This is a genomic window from Maritimimonas sp. 2210JD6-3 (assembly GCF_056591795.1).
In genome coordinates, this window is record NZ_JBWQOJ010000009.1 from 12,536 (window position 1) to 38,281 (window position 25,746).

The window sequence follows — 25,746 nt, forward strand, 5'->3', positions numbered from 1 at the left end:
ATCTAAGATACGTCACAAAATCAGTCAGGAAAGATCTGATAGTACGACATATATGTAATAATCACTAACTTTGTTAGTTAAATTGGGTAGAAATGAAGATAATAGCATCAGGTATAACGAAAGATTTAGAGCTTCCATTACAATTATACATAAGTTTTCGACAAGTATTTGAATATTATAATAAATATGCTGAAGATGAGCAACATCCATATTATGATTCTTCTAAACAGATAAGAGCCTATTTATCGCAATTTCCTGAACTTATAGAAGGTTTTAAAGATCATTCTTTATTGAAAAAATATGAAAATGAAGTAGATCTAATGCTAGAAGGGTTGTTTCCTGAAATCTTAACATTAAATGAAATTAAAGCGGCCAGTGTGCCATTTTCTTTTACTTCATTTAAATTTACCAAGCGATTTGAAACTATTCTTGAAAATGCGGGTGAAGATTATGATTTTAAGATTAGAAATTACGAAGAAGATCAAATGTACATCATAGCTTGTACCATGATTTTGAACTTTTTTTACCATAAACCAATTGACCTAAAGAGACCTTTCTTTTTTGATATTCCTGATAAAAAAGCAGGTGTAATGAAGCACTATAGAGTTGCTTTTAATGGTGATTTTATGAATATTACTAAAACCGATAACGCACCAGAAATTACAGAAGATGATATCAAACTCTTACTCGATAATTATGATAATATAGAGGTTTGGAAAGAGAAATTTCCTCCAAATAGTTATATTTTTAAAGGTTTTGGTTTGATGAATTTATTTGACGTTACACCAGATGAAACACTATCATCAATCAAAGAAACTTTACTAAGAACAGATAATAATATAGTAGGCGATTTACAGCAAAACTTAAGAGAGTTTTATAATATCAAAGATTTGATGCTGGGCTATTCTATTTTTGATGCTATTAATAATGAGATTTGTGAAACTAAAACAAAAAAATCTGAAAGTTTAATTTTGCATGAAGGAGTAAAGATTTCTTGTAGTCAAAATTATTTCTGTGAAGGCATTATGAAAATAGTTTTCAAAAATCATGAAATTATGACAATTTCTAATGTCGAGCATTATGGAAAATTGAATGACGAAAATCCTTTTTATAAAACGTTAAAATCGCAAGGAATTGGTAGTATTATTTTAGTGCCAATTAAAGCAACGTCTAATGACGATCTTGCTTTATTAGAAATTGCTTCGCCTAGACCTTATGAGTTGAATTCTGTGAATCAACAAAAGTTACGAGATATTATTCCTGTTTTTAAAACTGCGGTTGAAAGAGCATCTGAAGAACGTCAAAATGTATTAGAAGCTACTATACAAGAACATTACACTTCAATACATCCAACTGTTAAGTGGCGTTTTTATGATGCTGCCGAAAAGTATCAAGATGATTTATATACAGGTGTTGAGTCCCCGCAAATTGATGATATTGTATTTCATGATGTCTGTCCATTATACGGGCAAAGCGATATTAAAGGCTCTTCAATTGCTAGAAATTTGGCAATTCAAGAAGATTTAACAACTCAGTTAACGATGGCTGTTAATATATTAGATACTGCCAAGCAAAAAACTGAATTACCAATCTATGATGAATTAAGTTTCAGAATTAGTGAATATTTAGAACACACTAAGACAGGGTTAAAAGCTGGTGATGAAGTAAGTATATTAGATTTCTTAAAAAGAGAAATTTATCCTGTATTTAGTCATCTTAAATTAGATAACGACTTAGCTTCACATGTGCAAAAATATTTAGATAGGTTAGATCCTGATTTACATGTTATATATGAAAAGCGAAAAGCGTATGAAAAGAGTGTAATGTATCTTAATAATAAGCTTTCTAATTATATAGATAAAAAACAAGAGGAAGCACAAAATATGTTTCCACATTATTTTGAACGTTATAAAACGGATGGTGTCGAGTATAATATGTATATCGGCCAGTCTTTGGTTAAGAACAAAAAATACGATCCTATTTACTTATATAACTTGCGTCTATGGCAGTTGCAAAATATGTATGAAATGGAACAGGTAGCTCATTTAGCAAGGAACGAAATGGAGCATGACCTACAAGTTGCTTCACTAATTTTAGTACATAGTAATCCATTAGCTATTAAATTTAGAATGGATGAAAAACAATTTGATGTAGATGGTGCCTATAACATTCGTTATGAAATCATTAAAAAACGAATTGATAAAACACATATTAAAGGTACAGATGAAAGATTGACTGTTCCTGGAAAGATCGCTATTGTATATTCGCAAGGAAAAGATGCTAGAGAATATACGAAATACATAAAATATCTTCAAGCAAAAGGTTATTTTGGTAAACTCGAATATTTAGAATTAGAAGATTTACAAGGAGTTTCTGGATTGCGAGCTTTACGTGTAGAAGTATTGTATAAGAAAGATTTTTGTGAAAAGTCTTCGATAACCATAGATGAGTTAATGGAAGAGCTTAAATAATTATAACTGTAATAAAGTTTAAAGATAAAATCCCAAAATTTAATCGAAAAGAATTCCCCGCATGCTTGCATCGGGGTACCCGTTGAAATTATCATTCCCGTGAAAACGGGAATCTAAATAATAGGATTTCGGTTTTTGACCCTCAGGTCAAAATGAAACCAGTGAAATACCCCTGTGGCTTGCCCTAGGGATAGTTGGTTTCAAGAAATTCTTTATTTTTGGGATTTTATATTATACCTAATCCAATTCAAAAGGAGGTTAACTGTTTAGACTGGTTGACTCTGTATATAAAAGGCTATAGCAAAAGAGATTACACTAATCACAATGCCAATCATAAATACAGTATAGGTATTTCGTAAGAGATTGTATTTTCTATTTAAGACCAGCCCTAAAAAGTAAAGATCTTTAGTCAGTGAACTATATAGGTAATCGCGATCTTTCATCATTTCTTCCATAGCCCATTCAAAATCGTTCAGCTTCATTTGATGAAAATTACCAAAGAATAGTAAGTTCACTTTTTTATTATTTACATCTTCTTTAGTAAACTCACCTTTAGTAACATTTGGACGTGTGGCTAAGATTGACATTACCATAGAAATTACAGTAAATAAGGTAAAAATAACCGTAGGTATAATTAAGTATTGATTTGAAGGGTTGTCTAGCTTAGAAATTAAATTCGATAACACAAGTGAAATAATAATAGCATTTACTGATAATAAAATATTCGCTTTTGTATCGGCTATGTCGCTTAAAGTAATATGATTTCTCAATGCCACACGAAACATAGTTTCTATACCTCGTTCAGGCAGATCCATCTTTTTCTTTTTCAAACTTAACTCTGCTTTCTTTTGTTTTAATTTAGCGGTGTTTTCTTTTATTTTATTTTGACTTTGTAAAAGCTTAGCTAAATTTTTTCCTTTACGTTTTTCCCATTTCTTTGCTGCCTCGGCCGAATAAAATGTATGACTTGTTAAGAAAGAGATGTTTTGTTGTACCCATTCAGATTTTGATATTTTTCTATCCAGTGTTAGCTCCCATTCTTTTCTTAGGAGCGATGCATACTCGTCATAATTTTTACTCGATACATGAGCACAATCGGCATCTCTTATGAGATTTTCTAACTTCGTTTTTGGCTCATATTCCATTTTAGTAGCTAATATTATCGATGAAATAGCCTGTATCGTTTTTTTAGGAATATTTTGAGATTTAAGAAAATCACTAGCTATTTGAACGCTTTCTTCTTCATGTCCTTCGATGGTTTTTGTAAATCCTATATCATGAAACCATGCAGCTAAAAGTAGTTGCTGTTTTTCAGCATCGGTTAATTCACTCTCTTCAATTAACTCATTCGTTTTATCTACAACGCGTTGCGTATGCGCTAGGTTATGATAAACAAAGTTCTCGTCTAAATTGTCATTCAAATATGAAATAACAAATTTTTGTGCACTTGCCAGTAAGGTTTCCATATAGCTTTATTTAATTCGATAAAGATAGAAATTAAGAATTATTTAAATTTTGATTGTCTTAACTTAAAAATGTAACTTTATACTCAAACGGTTATAAAATGATAAATGAAGAAATTAATCTTTCTATTACTAGGCTTTAGTTGTGCCATTACTCTCGGACTTACGCTTGAAGATGAATTATTTTTTGAAAGCGATTACAAAGCATTAGATACTGATAAGATGCTCTCTAAAAATAATACCACTTTTAATACAATAATGGAAGTTTTAACGCATCAACGTTGCATGAATTGTCACCCAAATGATAACATACCTAAGCAAGGCGAAGATCGTCATCCACATTATTTTGGGATGAAAAGAGGTAAAGATGATCATGGTTTTGAAGCTACAAAATGTAATACATGCCATCAACCTGAGAATAACAGCTATTCTGGTGTGCCTGGTGCACCGCATTGGGGATTAGCTCCAGCAACAATGGGTTGGCAAGGATTATCAAAACAAGAAATAGCGCAATCTTTGTTAGATAGAACCAAAAATGGCAATAGAAATTATGAAGATCTAATTAAGCATATGACTGAGGATGCACTCGTATTATGGGCTTGGGAGCCAGGAGTAGATGCCGAAGGTACTACTAGAGAGGTACCTCCAGTATCAAAAGAAGAATTTGCTGAAGCTGTAAAACAATGGTTTAATGACGGAGCAGTAATTCCAGAAAATTAATGAATTAAATGTCACCTTAAGCGTAGTCGAAAGGTCTTGATATCAATAATAAAATAATATATATGAAAATATCCTTTCACATAAATAATGAGCCTCAAACCATAAATATTGAGGATCAGAATACGCCATTGCTTTGGGTAGTTCGTGATATTCTAAATCTTAAAGGAACCAAATTTGGCTGTGGTAAGGCTGCCTGCGGTGCCTGTACGTTACATGTAGATGGTCAAGCTGTACGTTCTTGCTCGTTTCCGGTTCATTTAGCAGAAGGGAAAAAAGTGACAACTATAGAGGGTTTGGGTACTCCAGAAAATCCGCATCCTGTGCAACAGGCATGGATGGAGGAAATTGTACCACAATGCGGCTACTGTCAACCTGGGTTTATGATGGCGACAGCTGCATTATTAGAAGAGATTCCCAATCCAACAGATAAAGATATTGATAAAAATATCATCAATGTATGTCGTTGTGCGACCTATTACAGAATGCGTAAAGCCATTCACAGAGCTGCAGAATTGAACAGTGAATCAGCAATTAATTCTGTAAACTCTTAAGTTATGAGTGAAGAGAAAAAAACAAAAAAGAAAATATCACGTCGCAAATTTTTGGTACGTGGTGGTTTGGGAACACTTGGGGTTATAGCGGTTGGTACCTACATATTTAGAGGGAGTATTCGTAGAGGTATGGCAGGATTTGCAAATACAGCAGAGCCTCCTTACATGGGAAATACAAAAACGCCAATAATATGGTTTGATATCAATAAAGATAATACGGTTACCTTGTATAGTCCTAAAGTTGAAATGGGACAAGGAACTTTTACAGGATTAGCACAAATGGCAGCTGATGAACTAGAAGTTTCTATGAAGCAAATAAACGTGTTAAACGCATCAACTATTTCTGGTAATATAGATGGTTTTGCTACGGGCGGTAGTACCTCTATTTCAAGTTTATGGAATCCTTTACGTGAATTAGCTGCGACCATGCGTGCAATGCTAAAAAATAAGGCCGCTGAAAAGTTAGGCGTGGCTGTAGCCGATTTGAGTGTTCAGGACGGAGTGATTTCTGGAGGCGGTAAAACTATGATGTATGCTGAAGTTGTTGAAGGAGTTACAGAATGGGATGTGCCTGATACTCCTGAATTGAAAGATATTAAATCGTATAAATTTGTTGGGAAACCAGTACCTAGAGTTGATTTAAAAGCCAAAGTTTTTGGAGACCCTATTTTTGGTATGGATGTTTCGATGCCAGATATGTTGTATGGTTCAGTTTTACGACCTACACATATTGGGGCGAAATTTGTGGACGCTGACGTTTCTGAAGCCTCAACAATGCTAGGTGTTATAAAGGTAGTTAAAGAAAAGGACTTTGTGGGCGTAGTAGCTAAAACCTTTCAACAGGCTGAGAATGCTAAAAATGCTATAAAAGCGAACTGGAACAACGAAAAAAATTGGAATACAGCAGAGATAGAATCCATGATAAAAGTAGGTGAAGGGAAACCTATCGAGATTCAAAATGAAGGAAGCGCTAAGAAAATATTAGAAGATGCTACTGTGATTACGGCTGAATATAAAAGTCCTATTGGCGCACATGCGCAAATCGAACCTAATGGAGCAGTAGCCTTTGTTGAAGGTGATAAGGTAACGATAAGTATGTCAACCCAAGTTGTGAAAATTACCAGAGATGAGATAGCAGAACGGGTGGGGATTTCAAAAGACAAAGTGAATTTGATTCCTACCTTTTTAGGTGGTGGTTTTGGCAGACGTTTGCACACACCAAACGGAATACAAGCTGCAGTGCTATCAAAAGCAGTTGGGAAACCCGTGAAATGTTTTTTAACCAGAAAGGAAGAATTTCAACATGATACCTTTCGCCCACCTACACACCATGTTTTAAAAGCTTTATTAAAAGAGGACGGAATGATTGAGGCGTTGGAGCATAATGTGTCAAGTGGTGATGTAGCTTTCGGTTCACCTATGGTTCCTGGCTTTGCACCTTTTGTAATGGGAGCTGATTTAGGTGCTTGGCGTGGCGGTATGATTAACTACTCAGCAATCCCCAATTATAGAGCTGTGTCTTGGCGTGTAAAATTACCTTTTGCAACTAGTTGGTGGCGAAGTTTAGGGTTGCTAGCCAATACTTTTGCTATTGAAAGTTTTATGGATGAATTGGCGGTGAAATCAAAAAAAGATCCGGTACAATTCAGATTAGATCAAATTGGCGAAGATGAACGCGGAAGAAGATTAAAAGACGTGATTAAAGCTGCTGCTGAAAAAGCGGAATATTTAGATAAAGTACAAAATGGTAGAGCTATGGGGTTTGCCTGTTCAGTTGATGCGAATACACCCTGTGCACAAGTGGCTGAAGTTTCTATAGAGAATAATGAAATACAAGTGCATAAAGTAACCTGCGCAATGGATCCAGGTATTGTAGTAAATCCCGATCAAGTACGTGCGCAATGTGAAGGAGCCATTATTATGGGAATGAGTGCTTCTATGTATGAACAAATGGAGGTGAAAGATGGGCAATTAAGACCTATAATTTACGGCCCATATAAAATGGCATTAATGAAACATGCACCGAAAGAGATTGATGTAATTTTATTACAAGGAATTGATGTTCCGGGAGCTGTAGGCGAACCACCATTAGGACCTATTGGAGCGGCAGTAGCGAATGCAGTATTTAGATTAACAGGAAAAAGGCTGCGTAATATGCCCTTACAACTATCATAAGTTTACGTTAATACGATACACTTAGGTAAAGTTTTCTATGATTTTACCTAATTTTATTTTTTAGAAGGTATGACATACGAGTTTAAAGAAATAATAGATCAAGCATTAATTAATCAGCAAAAAGGATTAAAATCTGTATTGGCTACTGTAGTGCATTTAGAAGGATCTTCGTATAGAAAACCGGGTGTACGAATGTTGATTGATGAACAAGGAGGTATGACGGGAGCTGTGAGTGGTGGTTGCGTGGAAAAAGAAGTATTTAAAAGAGCAAAATCGGTTTTTCAAGATAGAAAACCAAAGGTAATGGCGTATGATGGTCGTTATCGCTTAGGTTGTGAAGGTACCTTATATATTTTGATAGAACCTATCCTTATTTCAGAAGATTTTCTAAAAGTGTTTCGTAAGCAGTTAGAAGTTAGAAAGTCATTTAAAATTCAATCCTATTTTGAGAAAGAAGATGAAATTTTTGGTGATTTTGGGTCAATAGTTGAATTTGAAGATGGTAATTCATTTTCAATTAGCAATCAGATTGATCAGAATTTTCAGGTGTTTTCGCAGGAGTTACAACCCTTATTTCGATTGTTGATTATAGGTGGCGAACACGACGCTGTTAAATTGTGTAAAATGGCTTCTTTACTGGGCTGGCAGGTAGATGTGATTACATCTATGAATGATTCGAAACAAATAGGCGACTTTCCAGGTGCACATTCGGTAACTGGGCAATCGCCAGAAACCATCGTTTTTGATGGTCTTACAGAAAAGATGGCTATTGTAATTATGAATCATAGTTATGTGCAAGATTTACGGTATATGGTAAAATTAAATGAACATAAAGTTAAGTATATAGGTATTTTGGGTGCTGCAAAACGAAGAGAACGACTGTTTAATGAGTTATTTGATTTTATTCCAGATGTATCTGAAGAGTTTTTAGAAAGGATTTACACTCCTGCCGGACTCAATATTGGTGCAGAAACTCCAGAAGAAATAGCATTGTCAATTTTAGCAGAGATTCAAATGGTAATCAAAGAGAAACAACCTTTTTCGTTACGAAAAATTACGGGTAAAATTAATGTCTAACTTTAACGTCACTGTGAATGAAATGAAGCAATCTTTCTCTCAGATTAACAGATTACTTCGCTTTGCTCGTAATGGCATTTATATATAATGTCAAAAACCGTCATCCTCATTCTCGCAGCTGGAACCTCCTCTCGTATGGGAAAAGCAAAGCAATTACTCCCTTATAAAAATAGTACATTGTTGGGTTGGGCTATTGAGCAAGCCCAAGCATCAAAAATAGATGAGGTTGTTTGTGTATTGGGTGCAAATGCTGAAACGATACATGAGTCAATAAAAAAATATACTATAAAAACAATTTATAATCCCAATTACCAAGAAGGTTTGGGATCAAGTATTGCATCAGGAATAAAAGAATTACAAAACAAGATAGCAGTATTAATTATGTTAGCTGATCAACCGAATATCACTACAAAATATTTAAATAAATTTTTAGAAAAGCATACGATGCATCCTTCTAAGATAATTGCTTCAATTTATGGAGATGCTGTGGGTGTACCAGCGCTATTTCCGAAAAAATATTATGTAGAATTATTAAAATTAAAAGAAGATAAAGGAGCTAAAGAATTCTTAAATCTAGAAATTTCTAATGTTATTAAAGTACAAGGAGTAGATCTAATTGATATAGACTCTCTAGAAGATTATGAAAAAATTAAGCAATAATGTATGTAGCTTTAGGAACAGCAGCATTAGGCAGACCACTCTATATAAATATCAGGCAAGTACAGTATGAATTTGATATGGAAAGTTTTAAGAAAAACGCTAAATCTGTCTTGAATGAAGCATATAAATTAGGAATTCGCCATTTTGATACGGCGCCAGGTTATGGGTTGGCAGAAGAATTATTAATTGATTGGTTACAAACTAAAAATGACAACTCAATAACGGTCTCTACTAAATGGGGATATACGTATGTTGCTAATTTTAATCCAAAGGCAAAAATTCATGAAATTAAAGAACATAGTTTATCAAAACTGAATGAACAATGGCAAATTTCAAAAAGGTTATTACCTTATGTATCAATTTATCAAATACATTCTGCAACCTTAGAAACTGGTGTATTGCAAAATAAAGCTGTTTTAGAACAATTAGCTTTTTTAAAGGATGCGTATGCCATAAAAATAGGGATAACAACTACAGGTGCTAATCAGGTGGAGGTGATTAAAAAAGCATTAGATGTTGAGGTAGATGGCAATCAACTATTTGATAGTTTTCAGTGCACCTATAATATATTAGATCAAAGTGTAAGTGAGGTTTTAAAAGAGTTAAAAAATCAACAAAAAGTGCTTTTGGTAAAAGAGGCTTTGGCAAATGGTAGGTTGTTTCCTAATTCAAAATTTAAACAATATCAGCCATTATATAAAGAATTGAACTTTTTAGCAAGTAAGCATAATGTAGGTGTTGATGCTATCGTGTTGCACTATTGTTATACAAAATTGAATGCTAATTGGGTGCTGAGCGGAGCGGCAAATAGTGATCATTTACGCCAAAATCTTAAAGCAAATAAAGTTGAATTGAACCAACAAGAATTGGCTAGTCTAGACACTTTTAAGATTGATTCGACAGTATATTGGAAAGAGCGTAAACAATTACAATGGAATTAATTGAGGGCGAATTTTCTTTAGTGGTGATAGTGGTTATGCGTCTCACTTTAAAGAAGTAAGTGAGAAGTATGGTATTTTTATTTTGTTATGCTAGAGTGCGGTCAATACAACAAGATGTGACCAGATGTACATATGTTTCTCGATGAAACAGCCCAAGCTGTGATTGATGTGCAAACAAAAGCAATTATGCTAATACATTGGGGAAGATTTAAACTAGTATTGCATTCTTGAACAGACTCTATTGAACATGTGAGTAAAAAAGCTCTAGAATTAGATATACCTTTAGTGATACCTAAAATTTGGGAGCTTATTCTTAATAGATAGTTTGTCAAATAATAACAAATGGTGGTTGAATTAGATTGGTTTTGCAGTTAGATTTGTAAGTTTTTAAATTCAATTTCGACTAAATTCACGTTCAAAAGCATATTTATTAACTAGAAAAGAAACCAACTTGCTTAAACTAAATGTGTAATTAATCAATTATATTTAGTTTAACAACAAAAGTTCTTTCTAACCTATAAAAATCATTATTAATTATTAGAAAGAGAGGAACAAATGTATGCTAACTTGGAAAGAAGTAATCAACTTTTCCTTAAAGGGAAATCCAACTCCAAACAGACGAGTTGAAAAAACAGAAAAAGAGTGGAAAGCTCAATTAACTCCCGAGCAATTTAGAATTACAAGACAGAAAGGTACAGAACGACCATATAGTGGAGTTTTATGTAGCATTTATGATGCAGGCAAGTACAACTGTGTATGTTGTGATACACCTTTGTTTGATTCTACTATTAAATTTAGTTCGGGTTCAGGTTGGCCAAGCTTTACGCAACCCATTAAAGAAAATGCCATTAAGTATGAAAGAGATACTTCACATGGTATGGTAAGAGTAGAGGTTATGTGTAATACATGTGATGCGCATTTAGGGCATGTATTTCCAGATGGGCCAGAGCCAAGTGGATTACGTTATTGTATTAATTCAGAATCAATGAAACTAGAAAAGGAGGTTCAAAATGAAAAATAATAAATTAGAATTAGCTACTGTTGGAGGTGGGTGCTTTTGGTGTATAGAAGCTATTTTCCAGCAAATTAAAGGTGTTGAGAAAGTAGTTTCAGGTTATACCGGTGGTAGTGCGCCAGGAAGACCAACTTACCGTGAAGTTTGTTCAGGCTTAACAGGTCATGCTGAAGTTGTACAAATCTATTTTGACGCTACTATCATTTCTTATGAGGAGCTATTGGTGATTTTTATGACAAGTCACGATCCTACAACATTGAATAAACAGGGAGCCGATGCTGGCACTCAATATCGATCTGTAATTTATTATCATAATGACGAACAAAAGCAAATTTCTCAAGAGGTTATAAAACAACTAAAAACGTATTTTGAGAAGCCTATTGTTACAGAAATTAGTGAATTAGGTGAGTTTTTTGAAGCAGAAGAATACCATCAAGACTATTATAATAATAACAGTAGTCAAGGTTATTGTAATTTTGTAATTACCCCAAAATTAGCAAAGCTTCGTAAACAACATGCTGATAAATTAAAAGATGTTATTGTAAACTAATAGCATCGATACATAATTTTTTGCCAGTAGTTGTTCAAAATTATCTTTTTGAACAACTACTGTTTTTAATTTTTAATTAAAAAATGAGAGAAGTAAAAGATATAAAAGCTAAAGAATTTAATGTAAAACATTGGGTAGATGCCAATGGAAATAAGATTAAAGAAGTAAAACTTTCTGATTTTAAAGACCAATTTAAAGTATTGTATTGCTTTCAAAGTTGGTGTCCAGGTTGTCACAGTAGAGGATTGCCAGCATTGCAAAAAATGGTAGATGCTTTAGAGAATAATAATAAGGTAGTTTTTTTAGCAATTCAAACAGTTTTTGAAGGGTTTGAAGTAAATACCTATAACAAAATGCTTGAGACGCAGAAACAATATGAACTAAAAATACCATTTGGGCATGATGCAGGTGATGATGATAAGTCAACATCTAATATCATGAAGAATTATCAAACTGGAGGAACACCGTGGTTTATTTTTATAGATCAACATGATAACGTAGTATTTGCCGATTTTCATTTAAATGAAGCAGTAGCTATAGAATTCTTAAAGACAATAAAATAATGAATAAGATTCCAGAGATAAAATTATATGGTGCGAGCAGATGTACTAAAACAAACTGTTATAAGGAGCTTTTAGATAAAACCGAATTGTTGTATCAATTTTTAGATATAGAATGGAAAACACTAAAATTAGATTGAAATAATTAACAAAATTATTAAAAAGATGATTCTAAAACGTATTCAAAATATTCCAAAAGGGTATTCAGAAGTACTATATAACAACAAAAAATATGGTGTGACTAAAGCTGAATTCAATAATGGGAATAGTTATAAAATTTATGCTAAAGAATTGGGAGGTAATGATTTTATAAGTTTAAATTATTATATAACTACCAATAAAGAACTGTTGAAGCCCTGTGAAATGCCAGAAAAAAAGGTGACTCATTTTTTAAATAACTATCATTAAAAATATAATTATGAATTGGTACTTACCTATAACAATAATACCTGGTTTAGGGATGTTAATTTTATCAACCACATCTCAAATGATGACCTTAAGCTCTGAGATTGGGAATTTACTTTCTAACAAATGCTCGGATTTTCATCATAGGCTTTCTGAGCGTAAAATTAAACAATTAGGTTTGTTAACAAGGGCAAGTGCTTTACTGTATTTAGCAACAGGCAGTTATGTATTGTCAGGAATTTTAGGTGTAATTTTTGAAAATATATCAATTTTTGATTTACCAAGTATTACATTGTATGTTGGGACAGTTTTGGTATTTGTAGCATTAACATTACTCATTGTTTATGCCTTTAAGGCAGTAAGTATTAGAAAGATGCAATTTGATAATAACCTTAAGTTAGAAGATTAAAAGCATGATTGAAAAAATCGCATTGGGAGGCGGTTGCCATTGGTGTACCGAAGCTGTGTTTCAATCTTTAAAAGGAGTAATAAAAGTAGCACAAGGTTTTGTGAGTTCTACTAAAGAAAATCAATCTTTTTCTGAGGCAGTCATTGTTTATTATAATGAAGAGAAAATACCTGTAAGAGTTTTAATTGAAATTCATTTACGAACGCATAAAAGTACTAGCGAACATTCAATGCGAAAGAAATATCGCTCGGCTATTTATTTTTTTGATAAGAAACAAGAGCACGAGGTAATTAACATTATTGCTCAATTACAAAATCAGTTCGATAAAAAAATAATAACAAAAGTTTTAGAATTTAAATCGTTTAAATCATCAAATGATCAATTTTTAAATTACTATTACAGCAATCCAGAAAAACCCTTTTGCGAGACATATATAAACCCTAAATTACAGCTCTTAATACAACAATTTACAGAATATACAGAAAAACGAAAACTAAAGTTATATAACTATGAGCCTAATTGAAAACGTAAAATTTTATTTTCAAAAAAGATTAAATAATGAGCCTGTTAATAAAGCTCTAGAAGGTTTTTGCCCTAAATATTGGGGTAAACTAGAATGGAAGGGTGAATTTTACAAGAAAATTAAGACCAGCAATATTACTCCTGAGCGTAATACCTATAATGGTTTCGTGCATGAAGTAACCGAAAAACTAGATAAGATAACTTTAAAAGAAGGTATTCTTATATGTGAAACCTGTATATGAATTATAAGGAATGATTCATGCCATTAAGCATAAAGACTAAAAATTCATTAACTTTAACTAACTAATCAAATTCTTGTACAATGGTGTCTAAAAACTATTCACTTGCATTGTTAACCTTATTTTTTCTAGGTTCATGTGCCACATATCAACCTCAATATAAAACATCATCGTCAGTAAACCCTTATCCAAAAGATAAAGAACTAGAGCATTCATTTTATTTAATTGGTGATGCTGGTTATGCTATCAAAGATACCGCACAGGCAGTATTGAATAAATTTGAGAGAGAACTATCAAAAGCTTCTGAAAATAGTACGGCTATCTTTTTAGGTGATAATATATATCCTAGAGGGTTTACTAATAAGACAGCATTAAAAAGAAAGCTTGCAGAAGCCCGCATTCAAGAACAAACGGCGGTTGTAAAGAATTTTAAAGGAAAAACTATATTTATTCCGGGAAACCATGATTGGTACTCTGGTGTAAAAGGATTGAAACGTCAAGAAAAATACGTAGAAGATGCGTTAGGAAAAAATACTTTTTTACCTGAAGATGGTTGCCCTATTAAAGACATTGATATTGGTAACGATATAAAGTTGATTTTAGTTGATAGTCATTGGTATGTGACTAATTGGAATACGAAACCAACTATAAATGACGATTGTGAGATCAAAACCAGAGCAGCATTTTTAGATGAGTTTAGTAGTGAAATAAAAAAAGCCAGAGGTAAAACTACTATTGTGGCAATACATCATCCTATGTTCACAAACGGACCACATGGTGGACAATTTTCATTTAAAAGCCATTTTAAACCCATACCAATACTTGGAACCTTTAAGAATATCTATAGAAAAACGAATGGTTTTACCAATGTTGATATTCAGAATAAACATTATAACGAATTAAAACAACGATTGGTTACTCTTGCCCAAGCTAATAAACGTGTCGTTTTTGTTTCAGGGCATGAACATAGCTTGCAGTATTTAGTTACCGATAATTTAAAACAAATAGTGAGTGGTTCTGGTTCAAAGGTCTCTGCCACGCGCAATGTGGGCTCAGGTGTATTTTCGTATGGAACGCCAGGTTATGCCAGATTAGATGTTTTTAAAGATGGTTCTTCGCATGCACAATTTTATTCAATTGTAGATAAAAAAACAGTTTTTGAAACGAATGTCTTTCCAGAATTTAAGAAAACAAATACTGATATTTACCCAGAAAAATTTCCAGATTCAATAGCAGCGTCTGTTTATACCGATGAGGAGACCCAAGCTTCCAAAGCAAAAAGATGGCTTTGGGGAGAGCGTTATCGAAAATATTACAGTACTAAGGTAAAGGCTCAAACGGTAGCTCTTGACACTTTATTTGGCGGATTAAAACCAGTGCGAAAAGGTGGGGGTAATCAATCGAAGTCATTACGGTTAGAAGACAAAAACGGAGCTCAATACGTAATGCGTGCATTGCGTAAAGAAGCATTGCGTTACCTACAGGCTGTTTTATTTAAAGACAAATATATAGAAGGACAGTATGATGACACTGTAATTCAAGAATTATTACTCGACGTTTTTACAGGTGCACATCCTTATGCACCATTTGTTGTAGGTGACTTGGCAGATGCGGTTGGTATTTATCACACAAATCCTAAGTTATATTATGTACCCAAACAACAAGCCTTGGCTGAATATAATGATGAATTTGGAGGAGAGCTGTATATGATCGAAGAGCATACTTCAGAAGGTCATAGTGATAAAGCCAGTTTTGGTTATCAAAATACCTTAGAAGATACCGATGATTTTATGAAAAATATTCATAAAGACGAAGATATTATATTAGATGAAGCATCCTATATTCGAGCGCGTTTGTTTGATATGTTGATTGGTGACTGGGACCGTCATTACGATCAATGGCGATGGATTGAGTTTGAAGAAAATGGTAAGAAAGTATATCGTCCTATGCCGCGAGATCGCGATCAGGCATTTTCTATCATGGGAGACGGTTTTCTATTAAAAACAGCAATTAAATTGCTTCCGGCCGCACGATTACTTCGTAGTTATGATGATGATCTAAAAGATGTAAAAGGGGTAAATGTTGAGCCTTATCCTTTAGATATGGAGTTTATACAACGTTCTGGCAAAGAAGTTTGGGATGCACAGGTCAAAATTATTCAAGAAGGTATTACCGATGAGGTCATTGATAAAGCTTTTTTAAATATGCCAAAAGAGGTAAGAGATGAAACGGTTGAAGATATAAAAAGAAAGTTAAGAGCACGTAGAAGAAATCTTCAAAAAATTTCAGATCGATACTTTAAACTTACCAATCAATTGGCAGTAATAAAAGGAACAAATAAAGATGATTGGTTTGATATAGAGCGTTTACCAAATGGAGTAACGCGAATTACAGGATATCGTATTAAAGATGGTAAAAAAGCAGATATTTTTATTGACAAAACTTACAATAAAACAGAAACCAAAGAAATTTGGGTGTATGCTCTTGACGACGACGATGTCTTTCATGTATATGGTAAAGGAAATAAAGAGATAAAACTATTATTACTAGGCGGACAGAATAATGATACTTACGATATAAAAAATGGAAATGCTTTACGATATTATGATTACAAATCAAAGCCCAACACGTTTAAAAGTCATAAAGGAAATAGACACCTTACAGATAATTATTTTACCAATGTTTATAATTATAAGAAACTAAAAACAAGTATCTCTCAAATATTACCAGCCATTGGTTTTAATCCCGATGATGGAATGCGTTTGGGAGTCTCATTTACGAAAACTAATTATAACTTTGAACGCAACCCATTTAGTTCGCAGCATCGCTTTGGGGCTTTCTATTATTTTGCTACTTCTGGATATGATCTTTTTTATAAAGGAGAATGGGCGAATGTATTTTTTCAGAATGTGAATTTCGGATTAGACCTTCATTTTAATAGCCCTAATTATGCTACCAATTTCTTTGGTTTTGGTAACGAAACCATTAACCCAAATGCTGAAGATGACAATATGTTCGATTTAGATTATAATCGGGTTAAAATTAGAACTTTTAGAGTAATGCCAAGCATGGTTTGGCGTGGGCACTCAGGGTCAGTATTTTCACTAGGAGCCTTATACGAATCGAACGAAGTAGAGCGAACGGAAGGTCGTTTTATTGCTACTTTACCAGCAGATAATGCAGTATTTGACCAGCAAGATTTTTGGGGAATTGATACTAAATATGAGTTTGCTAATAAAAATGATTCGGCCTTTCCAACTTTAGGTTTTCAAACTGCATTAAATATAGGTTACAAGAATAATTTGACAACTTCTAAAGGCTACGGTTATATTGTGCCTGAGTTAGGTTTTGATTATAAATTAAGTCCATCGGGTAAAATAGTTCTGGCTACTAACTTTAATGCTCACATAAATTTAGGTGATGAATTTGAGTTCTATCAAGCAGCAACACTTGGTGCTAATAATGGGCTAAGAGGATACAGAAATCAGCGTTTTTCGGGCAAGACTGCCTTTGCTCATTCAACTGATATTCGATGGAATTTTAAAAAAATGAAGACCCAATTTGTTCCAATATCTTTAGGTATTTACGGAGGGTTTGACTATGGCCGTGTATGGAACGATAATGACACTTCCGAAAAATGGAATAATTCTCTAGGAGGTGGTATATTTGTGAGTATGGCCGAGATGTTGACAGGGAATATATCACTTTTTAACAGTGATGACGGACTTCGCTTTGCTTTTCGGATAGGTTTTGGTTTTTAACATATAACATAATTTAGAGATGCCTTCAGACACAACATTGATCTGTATACCAGACATAAGCGGCTTTACAAAGTTTATGAGTGATACCAATATAGAATTGAGCTCGAAAGTGATTCCTGCCTTATTGAACAAAATCATATATGCAAATGAAATAGGGCTAAAAGTCTCTGAGATAGAAGGAGATGCGGTATTGTTTTTTAAAAGAGGTAAGCTCCCTCCATTTAAAGACCTGATAAATCAATGCAGATCATTTTTTGTTGAGTTCTATAAACATCTTGATAAGATCTGTGTAACTCATAAAGAGCACGACGATATAGCAAATGTTCCAAAACTAGGTTTAAAAATTATTCTTCATTGCGGAGACGAGGTTGAATCAGTTCAAATAGGAAATCGTATAAAATTAATGGGTGAAGATGTTATTGTAGCCCATCGGTTGTTAAAGAATGAGATAGAAGATGATGAATATCTCTTAATTTCACAGGATTTGTTAGATCATTATAAAGACGCCGTTATTGAACGTCATTTTGGCTGGGGTCAACTGCAGGACGATGAAGAGCGATACAAACACCTAGGTGAAATAAACTATAGCTATGTGAAAATGAATAAGATTGTATGATCTAGATCCGTATTTCAATTGACATTGTTACGCGACTAAAAATATTCGTAATATGATTAAAGTTCTTTCTATTGATGTCTATTAAATTAATGCATTTCGGTGCCTTTACAGACTTACTAATAGAAAGCTCAAAATTTTGGTATCCAAATAATCGGATGAAATTTTATAATATGCTTATATTACATTATTGACTATCGAATGTGGTGAAATTGTATCTGCCATCACTATTAAGCAAAAAGCTGCTATTTTAGTTGATTTTGCAGTTTACTTTTATTTGATGAACAATACTTTATCTGTTTTTTAAAGAAACTCATATTATTTTACTCTATATTTGTAGCATTAGTTATTTAGACGGCTATTCTTTTTTAATCTCTCACCATTTTAATTAATTCTTTGCTTTCTTCATTATTTTAATCATCGCAATACTATTTTGATGTTTAAAATTGACAATACTTCTAGACACTATCAAATTAAGTTGATGATTGCTATGCAATTCTTAATCAACATACTATGCTATTGTTGAAGGAATAATACTAAAAAAGAATAGTATCGATAATCCAAAATTTTCAAGAACAGTAAATTCTGACTTTTCAAAGACCTTAAGAAACAGGGTAAACACGTATTTTAAAGCCAATAATAAAAGCAGAAAGGCGAATAGACTTATGTTTATTAAGACAGGTGTCATGATCGTCTTGTTTTTTACACCTTTAGTAGTATTAGCTACTGGTACAGTTACCTCTGTATGGATGCTTTTTTTACTATATATAATAAGCGGATTCGGAATGTCTGGAATTGGAATGTGTGTTATGCATGACGCCATACATGGATCTTATTCAAAAAATAAAAACGTCAACAAGCTGTTAGGCTATACATTCAATCTTATTGGAGCCAATGCAACCATTTGGAAAATACAGCATAATGTCTTACATCATACCTATACAAACATTGATCAAGCAGACGATGATTTAAACGCTCCCTTTTTTCTAAGGTTTTCACCACATGCCAAACACTATTGGGTACACCAATATCAGCATATTTATATTTGGTTTTTTTACGGATTATCTACGATATCTTGGATAACAACCAAAGATTTTGTTCGCCTAAACCGCTATAAAAATATGGGCTTCTTAGCTAAAAAAAATGAATATACTAAGGTGCTTGTGAGTATGGTAGCTTGGAAATTATTCTATTATACCTATGCGCTAATACTACCAATAATTATGGTACCGCAATCATGGTGGCTGGTTTTATTAGCATTTTTAAGCATGCATTTTATTACAGGAATTTTGGTAAGTGTTGTTTTTCAAATAGCGCATATTATGCCAGCTAATGAATTTCCAATTCCTAATAAAGAAGGTGCGATGAAAGAAGATTGGTATAGCCATCAATTTGCAACCACTACTAATTTTTCCCCAAAAAGTAAGCTTTTATTTTGGCTAATAGGAGGATTAAATTATCAAGTAGAACATCATGTACTACCAGACGTATGCCATGTACATTATAAGAATTTAACCAAAATCGTATCTAACACAGCGAAAGAATTTGGCATGCCATATCATGTTAAAGAAAGTTTTACATATGCGATAAAAGATCATATAAAAATGTTACGCTGGTTAGGTAAAAAACAAACTGTTAATACAATAAGAAAGGTAGCAACAGAATTTTAATCGCAGGGCGATAGCCCAATTGGGTTTAATTCTCTGGTGCTTGCGTCGAAATAGAAAGAGAACTCCCATTTAATACCTCACACCCTTGGGTAGAGGTTATTTATTAACAAAATAGAAATTATGATAAAACGAATAATACATAGAATAGTAAATATTAATAAAGTAAACACAATGAAAGAAGGTACAGTAAAATTTTTCAATAATGCCAAAGGATTTGGTTTTATTACAGTAAAAGACTCTGAAGAGGAAATTTTTGTTCATACATCAAATCTTATCGATCAAATACAAGAAAATGATCAAGTAACATTCGATGTTGAAAGAGGAGACAAAGGTTTAAGCGCTATCAAAGTAAGTTTAGCCTAAAATGTAACTAAAAGAAATGGCTATAAGATGCTAAACATCATTTTAAACTCATATCACAAAGTAGTCGATTAGACTATTATTAAAATCATAGTATAGACTTGTATAATATTTGAAGACACAAACTTTTATAGTTTGTGTCTTTTTATACATTCATTTAGATGTAAAGCGATTGTAATAAATACTATTATTGCTGAACAAGTTTTATTCCAGAATTTTTGAGAGAAAGTTGCGAAGGAGGTTGGGCATATTTTTTAAACAGATTACATTTGTATCTTAACAAAGACTAGATGGATTATTACTTAATATTCACAGCACTTGTAACGCTTTCTGCCATTTTCGGATACATCAATGTACGTTTTCTAAAGCTACCAAATGCAATTGGCTTAATGTTTATTACCATTATTTATACACTAGTTGTTTTCGCATTAAGCTATTTTGATGATACTCTTTTGCAAGCAGAAATTACTTTTATAAAACAAATCGATTTTAAAGAACTCCTTCTTGACCATATGTTGAGTTTTTTACTCTTTGCAGGAGCAATGCATACGAACTTTCAACAATTAAAAGTACAACGCTGGCCTATCTTATCATTTGCGACCATAGGTGTTTTAACTTCTACTTTTTTGGTAGGAGGTGGTATGTATTATGTTTTGCAATTACTAGGCTTAAACGTCGCCTTTATCTATTGTTTGCTTTTCGGAGCATTGATTTCACCAACCGATCCTATTGCCGTTTTAGGAATCTTAAAAAAAGCTGGGGTACCTAAGAAATTAGAGACGAAAATAGTAGGAGAATCATTGTTCAATGATGGCGTTGGGGTAGTAGTGTTTTTAACCATTTATCAAATTGCTGCGGGTAGTGGTGAGGCTACCTTTGGCAGTATTGCTCAGCTTTTTGGTATTGAAGTAATTGGTGGCGTTATTTTAGGCTTATTACTAGGATGGATCACTTTTAGAATGCTACAATCTATTGACGATTTTGATATTGAGGTCATCATTACTTTGGCAATGGTTATGGGTGGAACAATCATCGCGCAAAAATTCCACGTTTCGGCACCGTTAGCTATGGTAACCGCAGGACTCGTTGTAGGTAATGATACGATACGAGACTCTGCAATGTCTGAAACAACAGAATTGTATGTTGATAAATTTTGGGAATTGATAGATATCTTATTGAACGCAATTTTGTTCGTTTTAATAGGTATGGAAATGTTAGTACTGGTCTATGATGGAAAATTTATTACAGCAGGCTTATTAGCTATTCCAATAGTATTGGCTTGTCGTTATATATCGTTATTGTTGCCAGTTACTATTTTTAAAAAGAAGTTAGACTTTGTTCCCAAAACAAATCTAATAATGACCTGGGGTGGCTTAAGAGGAGGAATTTCTATTGCTTTGGCTTTAGGTTTGTCACAAGAGATGCATCGAGATCTTTTTTTAGTAATTACCTATATCGTAGTTGTATTTTCAATTTTAGTACAAGGGTTGTCAATAGAAACTTTAGTGAATCGATTGCGTAAAAAATATAATTTTTAATGAATACCACACAAGATTTACTACATCATCTAGATGTAAAATTAATAGTTGAACATACCTTTCAAGGTGAAAGTATTTTTGTAGGAAGCCCAAATGTATTTGGAGGTCAAGTTTTAGCGCAAGCCATTAGTGCAGCCTATAAAACTATTAGCAATAATCGCATATTAAATTCTATGCATGGCTATTTTTTAGAGCCTGGTAATTTAGAACTTCCTATACAGTATGAAGTAGGCACTATACGAGATGGAGGTTCTTTTTCGACACGACGCGTTACTGCAAGGCAAAACGGATTGACCATTTTTATACTTGCTTGTTCGTTTCACCAAAAAGAAAGCGGACATGAGCATCATTTTGAAATGAAAAACGAGGTAAGACCACCCGAAGAATTGATGAGCTGGTCTGATATGTCAATAAAATTCGGAGATTTTTTACCTAAAAGCATAAAGTCCTTTTTAGATATTCCACGTCCAGTTGAATTTAAACCAGTTAAGAATCTAAATCCGGTTGGAGAGAAAGATATGCCTCCATTCACAGATGTTTGGTTTAAACTAAAAGGAGATACGTCTAATTTAGATTTGGCTGCAAAACAACAAATACTAACCTATATTTCAGATTATAATATTCTATCGGTTATGTTTTTTCCGCATGCTAGTAAAGCACATTGGGGAAATACACGAACGGCGAGTTTAGATCATGCTATGTGGTATTTTCGTGATTTCGATTTTAATGATTGGATGCTTTTTTCTCTTGACTCTCCAAGTACACATAACGCCCGTGGATTTTGTAGAGGTATTATTTTTACTCGCGATGGAAAGCTCGTAGCCTCGGTTGCGCAAGAAGGTCTCATGCGACCGAAAAACTAGTGTTATTGCGAACGTAGTGAAGCAATCTATCTTTGGTAACTGGCTTTAAAAGATTGCTACAACTTTTTCAAAAGTCTCGCAATGATGATTACTTCCAACTTCAATCTTCTAATTTCTTATCTTTATGTAAAGAAAATTCATACAAATTGCCACCAGAGCCATGTGCATATTCATCGGTAATATAGAGTGTACTATTATCTTTAAAACAAACACCTTCTTTTTGCGAGAGATCAGCTTCATAAGGTAATTCTGTAGCCTTGCCGCTAAAGAAATTATCATCTTTAAAATCAGTAAACAACCAAGCAGATTTATGATTGGTTAAAACTATTTTTTTACCATCGTTTGAAATATCTGCAGCAGTGATCCAACACTCCATGTCTTCACAAGATTCAAAGGAGTCGATGTAAGTGGCGATATGATTCCCTTTTTTGGCGGGTACTTTATAGAGATTGGTTCTACCAAACCTATTTTTTACACGGCTTTTAGTAAAAACGTATAGGTTATTCTTATAAAAGAAAAACGACTCGCTATCAAAATGGCGTTGTTTTTTTTTGGGTGGGAATTTTTTTTGATTTGGGTAGGTAAAATTAATACGCTCAACATCAACTAATTTATCAGTATTAAGATCAGTAGCTTTGACTTTTAAGATCGTTAGGTTTTTGCGTTTGTTTGCATTATTTCCAAAATCACCGATATACAAATTCCCTTCGAGATCTGAAGTTAAATCTTCCCAGTCATGATTTTTAGCATTAATTTTAACCACTTTTTTAATCTTTCCTTTTGTGTTGACACCATATAGTTCAGGTTTATTGCCACTATCGTTGAGCATCCAAATGAGATCAGAATTTGCCGTAGTTTCAATGCCAGAAACCTCCTCTAATAATGTAGGTAAATCGGCTAGTACTTTTAGCTGGCCAAAGTTGATACAACTTGAAAGTAAAAATGGAATTATAATAATATATATACCTCGCATCCTAAACAAATTGATAATGAACAAATTTTTCAAGTACTTCGTCAAAAACAGCATAAATATCTTGAGGGTTATCTAGTGTTACCATTTTTAAGCGATACTCTTTAAAATGCGGAATTCCTTTAAAGTAATTGGTGTAATGACGTCTTGTTTCTACCACACCGAGACGTTCTCCTTTCCAACCAATAGACATTTCTAAATGGCGACGTGCTACTTTTACACGTTCTGCCAAGGTAGGTTTGGGTAAGTGTTCATCCGTTTCAAAAAAATGTTTCACTTCCCTAAAAAACCAAGGATATCCTATAGTAGCTCGACCAATCATGGCACCATCTAGCCCATAATCATCTCGCATTTCTTTGGCGCGCTCTGGAGAAGAAATATCTCCGTTACCAAAAACAGGAATATGCATTCGTGGATTATTCTTTACAGCGGCAATAGGTTTCCAATCAGCATTGCCTTTGTACATTTGTGCACGTGTACGACCATGAATGGCAATGGCTTTACAACCCACATCCTGTAATCGTTCTGCAACTTCTACAATTTTTATTGAGTCATGATCCCAACCTAAACGGGTTTTAACTGTTACAGGTAAGTTGGTGCGCTTTACCATTTCGGCAGTGAGTTTTTCCATCAAACAGATATCTTTTAAAATACCTGCTCCGGCCCCTTTTGAAACCACTTTCTTTACTGGGCATCCAAAATTAATATCGATAATATCTGGATTCGATTTCTCAACAATATCAATGGTTTGTAACATAGCATCGAGATTCGCACCAAAAATTTGAATACCTACAGGGCGTTCTTTCTCATAAATATCGAGTTTCATCGTACTTTTTGCAGCATTACGAATGAGTCCTTCGCTAGAAATAAATTCGGTATATACCACATCGGCACCTTGTTCTTTGCATAAAGCTCGAAAAGGTGGGTCTGAAACGTCTTCCATAGGTGCTAGTAATAGCGGGAAGTCAGGTAGTTCTATGTTACCAATTTTTACCACGGTACAAATTTACTTTTTTATTATCATTCCTGCGAAGGCAGGAATCTTTTTTATATTTACCTAATAGTTAAAAAATATGTCAGAACACGATCATGAAGGTCATAGTCATGGTATTTCAGATCTTTCTAAGATCAACAGAGCGTTTTATATTGGTATTTTCTTAAATGCTGTTTTTACCGCAATTGAATTTATATATGGCTACATTCATAATTCACTAGCACTTATTGCCGACGCAACACATAATTTAAGCGATGTGGCAAGTTTGATTATTTCATTGATAGGTTTAAAACTTACCAAGAAAGCCGCGACTAAATTATATACTTATGGTTATAAAAAAGCCTCTATTTTGGCTTCTTTAATTAATGCTGTATTGTTAGTAGTTGTAGTATTTAATATTACTAAAGAGGCCATAGAACGTTTTGATGCTCCTCCAGAAGTTTCAGGGAAAATAATCATTATTGTTGCTTTAATTGGTGTTGTAATTAATACTATTTCGGCGTTTTTATTTTATAAAGGGCAAAAGGACGACATTAATATTAAAGGTGCTTTTTTGCACTTAATGGTAGATGCTTTGGTGTCTGTGGGTGTTGTGGTTTCGGGTATTATGATTCATTATACAGGTTGGAATCAAATTGATCTTATTGTAAGTATTATCATTGCAATTGTGATTTTAGTAACTACATGGGGCTTGTTAAAAGAAAGTATTAAGCTTACGCTAGATGGAGTTCCTAAAGATATTGATATCGAAAAGATTCAAAAAATCATGCTAAAAAATGAAGCTGTTCAAAAAGTGCATCATACGCATATTTGGGCTTTGAGTACAAATACAAATGCGATGACCGCGCATGTAATTTTAGATAAAGATTATACGTTAGATGAAATCTCAAAATTGAAAAAGGATATTAAGCATGCGCTTGAACATGAAAATGTACAACATGTTACCTTAGAATTTGAAACAGAACACGACCATTGTAAAGAAAAAGATTGTGATTGATTTTTATAGTACGCTTACGGTTTGTCTATGGCAAGAAAGGTAGGCAAGGAAACTTTTCGTTTCCGTCTGTATTATAAGCAGGAGTTTTTGTTTTGTATTTTTCTTTTTGATATCAAATGCCAAATCCAAAAGATTTGGCGGGCTTGACAAACACACTTAAGCATTTAAATTTAACACTTTATGCCCTATTTGCTATAGGTATTGTTGGCAATAGTTTTTTAA

Annotated in this window: 25 protein-coding genes; 22 read left to right on the forward strand and 3 right to left on the reverse strand. The window is 33.4% G+C overall.

What is annotated here, in order from left to right; genetic code table 11:
• The first annotated feature begins 92 nt into the window (after positions 1-92).
• A complete protein-coding gene (locus AC1EUY_RS05975; RefSeq protein ID WP_480194600.1) occupies positions 93-2,471 on the forward strand; it encodes a GAF domain-containing protein in 2,379 nt (792 codons plus the stop codon).
• Between the two features lie 266 nt (positions 2,472-2,737).
• Here the strand turns inward: AC1EUY_RS05975 and AC1EUY_RS05980 are convergent, their stop codons facing one another.
• Positions 2,738-3,937, reverse strand: coding sequence for a Pycsar system effector family protein (locus AC1EUY_RS05980; RefSeq protein ID WP_480194601.1), 1,200 nt, complete (start codon positions 3,935-3,937; stop codon positions 2,738-2,740).
• A 105-nt stretch (positions 3,938-4,042) separates the two neighbouring features.
• On the opposite strand from AC1EUY_RS05980, the gene AC1EUY_RS05985 reads away from it, so the two are divergent.
• From AC1EUY_RS05985 to AC1EUY_RS06080, 20 genes are all read left to right on the forward strand, one after another.
• Complete coding sequence (locus tag AC1EUY_RS05985) at positions 4,043-4,654, forward strand: hypothetical protein (RefSeq protein WP_480194602.1); 612 nt, start codon at positions 4,043-4,045, stop codon at positions 4,652-4,654.
• A 62-nt stretch (positions 4,655-4,716) separates the two neighbouring features.
• Positions 4,717-5,205: a (2Fe-2S)-binding protein gene (locus AC1EUY_RS05990; RefSeq protein ID WP_480194603.1), complete on the forward strand. Its 489-nt coding sequence runs from the start codon at positions 4,717-4,719 to the stop codon at positions 5,203-5,205.
• 3 nt (positions 5,206-5,208) lie between these two features.
• Positions 5,209-7,380 (forward strand): xanthine dehydrogenase family protein molybdopterin-binding subunit, encoded by a 2,172-nt coding sequence (locus AC1EUY_RS05995; RefSeq protein ID WP_480194604.1) that lies wholly within the window; start codon positions 5,209-5,211, stop codon positions 7,378-7,380.
• A 69-nt stretch (positions 7,381-7,449) separates the two neighbouring features.
• On the forward strand, positions 7,450-8,457 hold the full coding sequence (locus tag AC1EUY_RS06000) for an XdhC family protein (protein ID WP_480194605.1): 1,008 nt from the start codon (positions 7,450-7,452) through the stop codon (positions 8,455-8,457).
• 87 nt (positions 8,458-8,544) lie between these two features.
• Positions 8,545-9,117 (forward strand): nucleotidyltransferase family protein, encoded by a 573-nt coding sequence (locus AC1EUY_RS06005; RefSeq protein ID WP_480194606.1) that lies wholly within the window; start codon positions 8,545-8,547, stop codon positions 9,115-9,117.
• Positions 9,117-10,058, forward strand: a complete 942-nt coding sequence (locus tag AC1EUY_RS06010) for an aldo/keto reductase (RefSeq protein ID WP_480194607.1) — start codon at positions 9,117-9,119, stop codon at positions 10,056-10,058. The genes AC1EUY_RS06005 and AC1EUY_RS06010 overlap by 1 nt, the downstream gene beginning before the upstream one ends.
• 559 nt (positions 10,059-10,617) lie before the next feature.
• Positions 10,618-11,079, forward strand: coding sequence for a peptide-methionine (R)-S-oxide reductase MsrB (gene msrB, locus AC1EUY_RS06015; RefSeq protein ID WP_480194608.1), 462 nt, complete (start codon positions 10,618-10,620; stop codon positions 11,077-11,079).
• Positions 11,069-11,623, forward strand: a complete 555-nt coding sequence (gene msrA / locus AC1EUY_RS06020) for a peptide-methionine (S)-S-oxide reductase MsrA (RefSeq protein WP_480194609.1) — start codon at positions 11,069-11,071, stop codon at positions 11,621-11,623. Before msrB ends, msrA begins: the two co-directional genes overlap by 11 nt.
• A gap of 83 nt (positions 11,624-11,706) precedes the next feature.
• Positions 11,707-12,186: a peroxiredoxin family protein gene (locus tag AC1EUY_RS06025; RefSeq protein ID WP_480194610.1), complete on the forward strand. Its 480-nt coding sequence runs from the start codon at positions 11,707-11,709 to the stop codon at positions 12,184-12,186.
• Positions 12,186-12,323: a hypothetical protein gene (locus tag AC1EUY_RS06030; protein ID WP_480194611.1), complete on the forward strand. Its 138-nt coding sequence runs from the start codon at positions 12,186-12,188 to the stop codon at positions 12,321-12,323. The genes AC1EUY_RS06025 and AC1EUY_RS06030 overlap by 1 nt, the downstream gene beginning before the upstream one ends.
• 25 nt (positions 12,324-12,348) lie before the next feature.
• On the forward strand, positions 12,349-12,591 hold the full coding sequence (locus AC1EUY_RS06035) for a peptide methionine sulfoxide reductase (RefSeq protein WP_480194612.1): 243 nt from the start codon (positions 12,349-12,351) through the stop codon (positions 12,589-12,591).
• A 10-nt stretch (positions 12,592-12,601) separates the two neighbouring features.
• Complete coding sequence (locus AC1EUY_RS06040) at positions 12,602-12,997, forward strand: hypothetical protein (RefSeq protein ID WP_480194613.1); 396 nt, start codon at positions 12,602-12,604, stop codon at positions 12,995-12,997.
• Between the two features lie 4 nt (positions 12,998-13,001).
• Complete coding sequence (locus tag AC1EUY_RS06045) at positions 13,002-13,520, forward strand: peptide-methionine (S)-S-oxide reductase (RefSeq protein WP_480194614.1); 519 nt, start codon at positions 13,002-13,004, stop codon at positions 13,518-13,520.
• Positions 13,507-13,761 (forward strand): hypothetical protein, encoded by a 255-nt coding sequence (locus AC1EUY_RS06050; protein WP_480194615.1) that lies wholly within the window; start codon positions 13,507-13,509, stop codon positions 13,759-13,761. Before AC1EUY_RS06045 ends, AC1EUY_RS06050 begins: the two co-directional genes overlap by 14 nt.
• 80 nt (positions 13,762-13,841) lie before the next feature.
• The gene (locus tag AC1EUY_RS06055; protein WP_480194616.1) at positions 13,842-17,519 is read left to right on the forward strand and encodes a metallophosphoesterase; all 3,678 of its coding nucleotides are present in this window, start codon (positions 13,842-13,844) and stop codon (positions 17,517-17,519) included.
• A 19-nt stretch (positions 17,520-17,538) separates the two neighbouring features.
• A complete protein-coding gene (locus AC1EUY_RS06060; RefSeq protein ID WP_480194617.1) occupies positions 17,539-18,135 on the forward strand; it encodes a DUF2652 domain-containing protein in 597 nt (198 codons plus the stop codon).
• Between the two features lie 662 nt (positions 18,136-18,797).
• Positions 18,798-19,802, forward strand: coding sequence for a fatty acid desaturase family protein (locus AC1EUY_RS06065; RefSeq protein ID WP_480194618.1), 1,005 nt, complete (start codon positions 18,798-18,800; stop codon positions 19,800-19,802).
• 120 nt (positions 19,803-19,922) lie between these two features.
• Positions 19,923-20,165, forward strand: coding sequence for a cold-shock protein (locus AC1EUY_RS06070; protein ID WP_480194619.1), 243 nt, complete (start codon positions 19,923-19,925; stop codon positions 20,163-20,165).
• Positions 20,166-20,452: 287 nt separating this feature from the next.
• Positions 20,453-21,700, forward strand: a complete 1,248-nt coding sequence (locus tag AC1EUY_RS06075) for a cation:proton antiporter (protein ID WP_480194620.1) — start codon at positions 20,453-20,455, stop codon at positions 21,698-21,700.
• Positions 21,700-22,563 carry an acyl-CoA thioesterase gene (locus AC1EUY_RS06080; RefSeq protein ID WP_480194621.1) on the forward strand — a complete coding sequence of 288 codons (864 nt, stop codon included), beginning with the start codon at positions 21,700-21,702 and terminating at the stop codon, positions 22,561-22,563. The genes AC1EUY_RS06075 and AC1EUY_RS06080 overlap by 1 nt, the downstream gene beginning before the upstream one ends.
• A gap of 100 nt (positions 22,564-22,663) precedes the next feature.
• Here the strand turns inward: AC1EUY_RS06080 and AC1EUY_RS06085 are convergent, their stop codons facing one another.
• Positions 22,664-23,536: a hypothetical protein gene (locus AC1EUY_RS06085; RefSeq protein WP_480194622.1), complete on the reverse strand. Its 873-nt coding sequence runs from the start codon at positions 23,534-23,536 to the stop codon at positions 22,664-22,666.
• Between the two features lies 1 nt (position 23,537).
• Positions 23,538-24,530 carry a tRNA dihydrouridine synthase DusB gene (dusB, locus tag AC1EUY_RS06090; protein WP_480194623.1) on the reverse strand — a complete coding sequence of 331 codons (993 nt, stop codon included), beginning with the start codon at positions 24,528-24,530 and terminating at the stop codon, positions 23,538-23,540.
• Positions 24,531-24,606: 76 nt separating this feature from the next.
• Between dusB and AC1EUY_RS06095 the strand changes: the two genes are divergently transcribed.
• Positions 24,607-25,524 carry a cation diffusion facilitator family transporter gene (locus AC1EUY_RS06095; protein WP_480194624.1) on the forward strand — a complete coding sequence of 306 codons (918 nt, stop codon included), beginning with the start codon at positions 24,607-24,609 and terminating at the stop codon, positions 25,522-25,524.
• The last annotated feature ends 222 nt before the right edge of the window (positions 25,525-25,746 follow it).

Excerpts from the sequence above, each read along its gene's own strand:
- AC1EUY_RS05975 (WP_480194600.1), top strand. The coding sequence starts at position 93 with ATGAAGATAATAGCATCAGGTATAACGAAAGATTTAGAGCTTCCATTA.
- AC1EUY_RS05980 (WP_480194601.1), bottom strand. The coding sequence starts at position 3,937 with ATGGAAACCTTACTGGCAAGTGCACAAAAATTTGTTATTTCATATTTG.
- AC1EUY_RS05985 (WP_480194602.1), top strand. The coding sequence starts at position 4,043 with ATGAAGAAATTAATCTTTCTATTACTAGGCTTTAGTTGTGCCATTACT.
- AC1EUY_RS05990 (WP_480194603.1), top strand. The coding sequence starts at position 4,717 with ATGAAAATATCCTTTCACATAAATAATGAGCCTCAAACCATAAATATT.
- AC1EUY_RS05995 (WP_480194604.1), top strand. The coding sequence starts at position 5,209 with ATGAGTGAAGAGAAAAAAACAAAAAAGAAAATATCACGTCGCAAATTT.
- AC1EUY_RS06000 (WP_480194605.1), top strand. The coding sequence starts at position 7,450 with ATGACATACGAGTTTAAAGAAATAATAGATCAAGCATTAATTAATCAG.
- AC1EUY_RS06005 (WP_480194606.1), top strand. The coding sequence starts at position 8,545 with ATGTCAAAAACCGTCATCCTCATTCTCGCAGCTGGAACCTCCTCTCGT.
- AC1EUY_RS06010 (WP_480194607.1), top strand. The coding sequence starts at position 9,117 with ATGTATGTAGCTTTAGGAACAGCAGCATTAGGCAGACCACTCTATATA.
- msrB (WP_480194608.1), top strand. The coding sequence starts at position 10,618 with ATGCTAACTTGGAAAGAAGTAATCAACTTTTCCTTAAAGGGAAATCCA.
- msrA (WP_480194609.1), top strand. The coding sequence starts at position 11,069 with ATGAAAAATAATAAATTAGAATTAGCTACTGTTGGAGGTGGGTGCTTT.
- AC1EUY_RS06025 (WP_480194610.1), top strand. The coding sequence starts at position 11,707 with ATGAGAGAAGTAAAAGATATAAAAGCTAAAGAATTTAATGTAAAACAT.
- AC1EUY_RS06030 (WP_480194611.1), top strand. The coding sequence starts at position 12,186 with ATGAATAAGATTCCAGAGATAAAATTATATGGTGCGAGCAGATGTACT.
- AC1EUY_RS06035 (WP_480194612.1), top strand. The coding sequence starts at position 12,349 with ATGATTCTAAAACGTATTCAAAATATTCCAAAAGGGTATTCAGAAGTA.
- AC1EUY_RS06040 (WP_480194613.1), top strand. The coding sequence starts at position 12,602 with ATGAATTGGTACTTACCTATAACAATAATACCTGGTTTAGGGATGTTA.
- AC1EUY_RS06045 (WP_480194614.1), top strand. The coding sequence starts at position 13,002 with ATGATTGAAAAAATCGCATTGGGAGGCGGTTGCCATTGGTGTACCGAA.
- AC1EUY_RS06050 (WP_480194615.1), top strand. The coding sequence starts at position 13,507 with ATGAGCCTAATTGAAAACGTAAAATTTTATTTTCAAAAAAGATTAAAT.
- AC1EUY_RS06055 (WP_480194616.1), top strand. The coding sequence starts at position 13,842 with ATGGTGTCTAAAAACTATTCACTTGCATTGTTAACCTTATTTTTTCTA.
- AC1EUY_RS06060 (WP_480194617.1), top strand. The coding sequence starts at position 17,539 with ATGCCTTCAGACACAACATTGATCTGTATACCAGACATAAGCGGCTTT.
- AC1EUY_RS06065 (WP_480194618.1), top strand. The coding sequence starts at position 18,798 with ATGTTTATTAAGACAGGTGTCATGATCGTCTTGTTTTTTACACCTTTA.
- AC1EUY_RS06070 (WP_480194619.1), top strand. The coding sequence starts at position 19,923 with ATGATAAAACGAATAATACATAGAATAGTAAATATTAATAAAGTAAAC.
- AC1EUY_RS06075 (WP_480194620.1), top strand. The coding sequence starts at position 20,453 with ATGGATTATTACTTAATATTCACAGCACTTGTAACGCTTTCTGCCATT.
- AC1EUY_RS06080 (WP_480194621.1), top strand. The coding sequence starts at position 21,700 with ATGAATACCACACAAGATTTACTACATCATCTAGATGTAAAATTAATA.
- AC1EUY_RS06085 (WP_480194622.1), bottom strand. The coding sequence starts at position 23,536 with ATGCGAGGTATATATATTATTATAATTCCATTTTTACTTTCAAGTTGT.
- AC1EUY_RS06095 (WP_480194624.1), top strand. The coding sequence starts at position 24,607 with ATGTCAGAACACGATCATGAAGGTCATAGTCATGGTATTTCAGATCTT.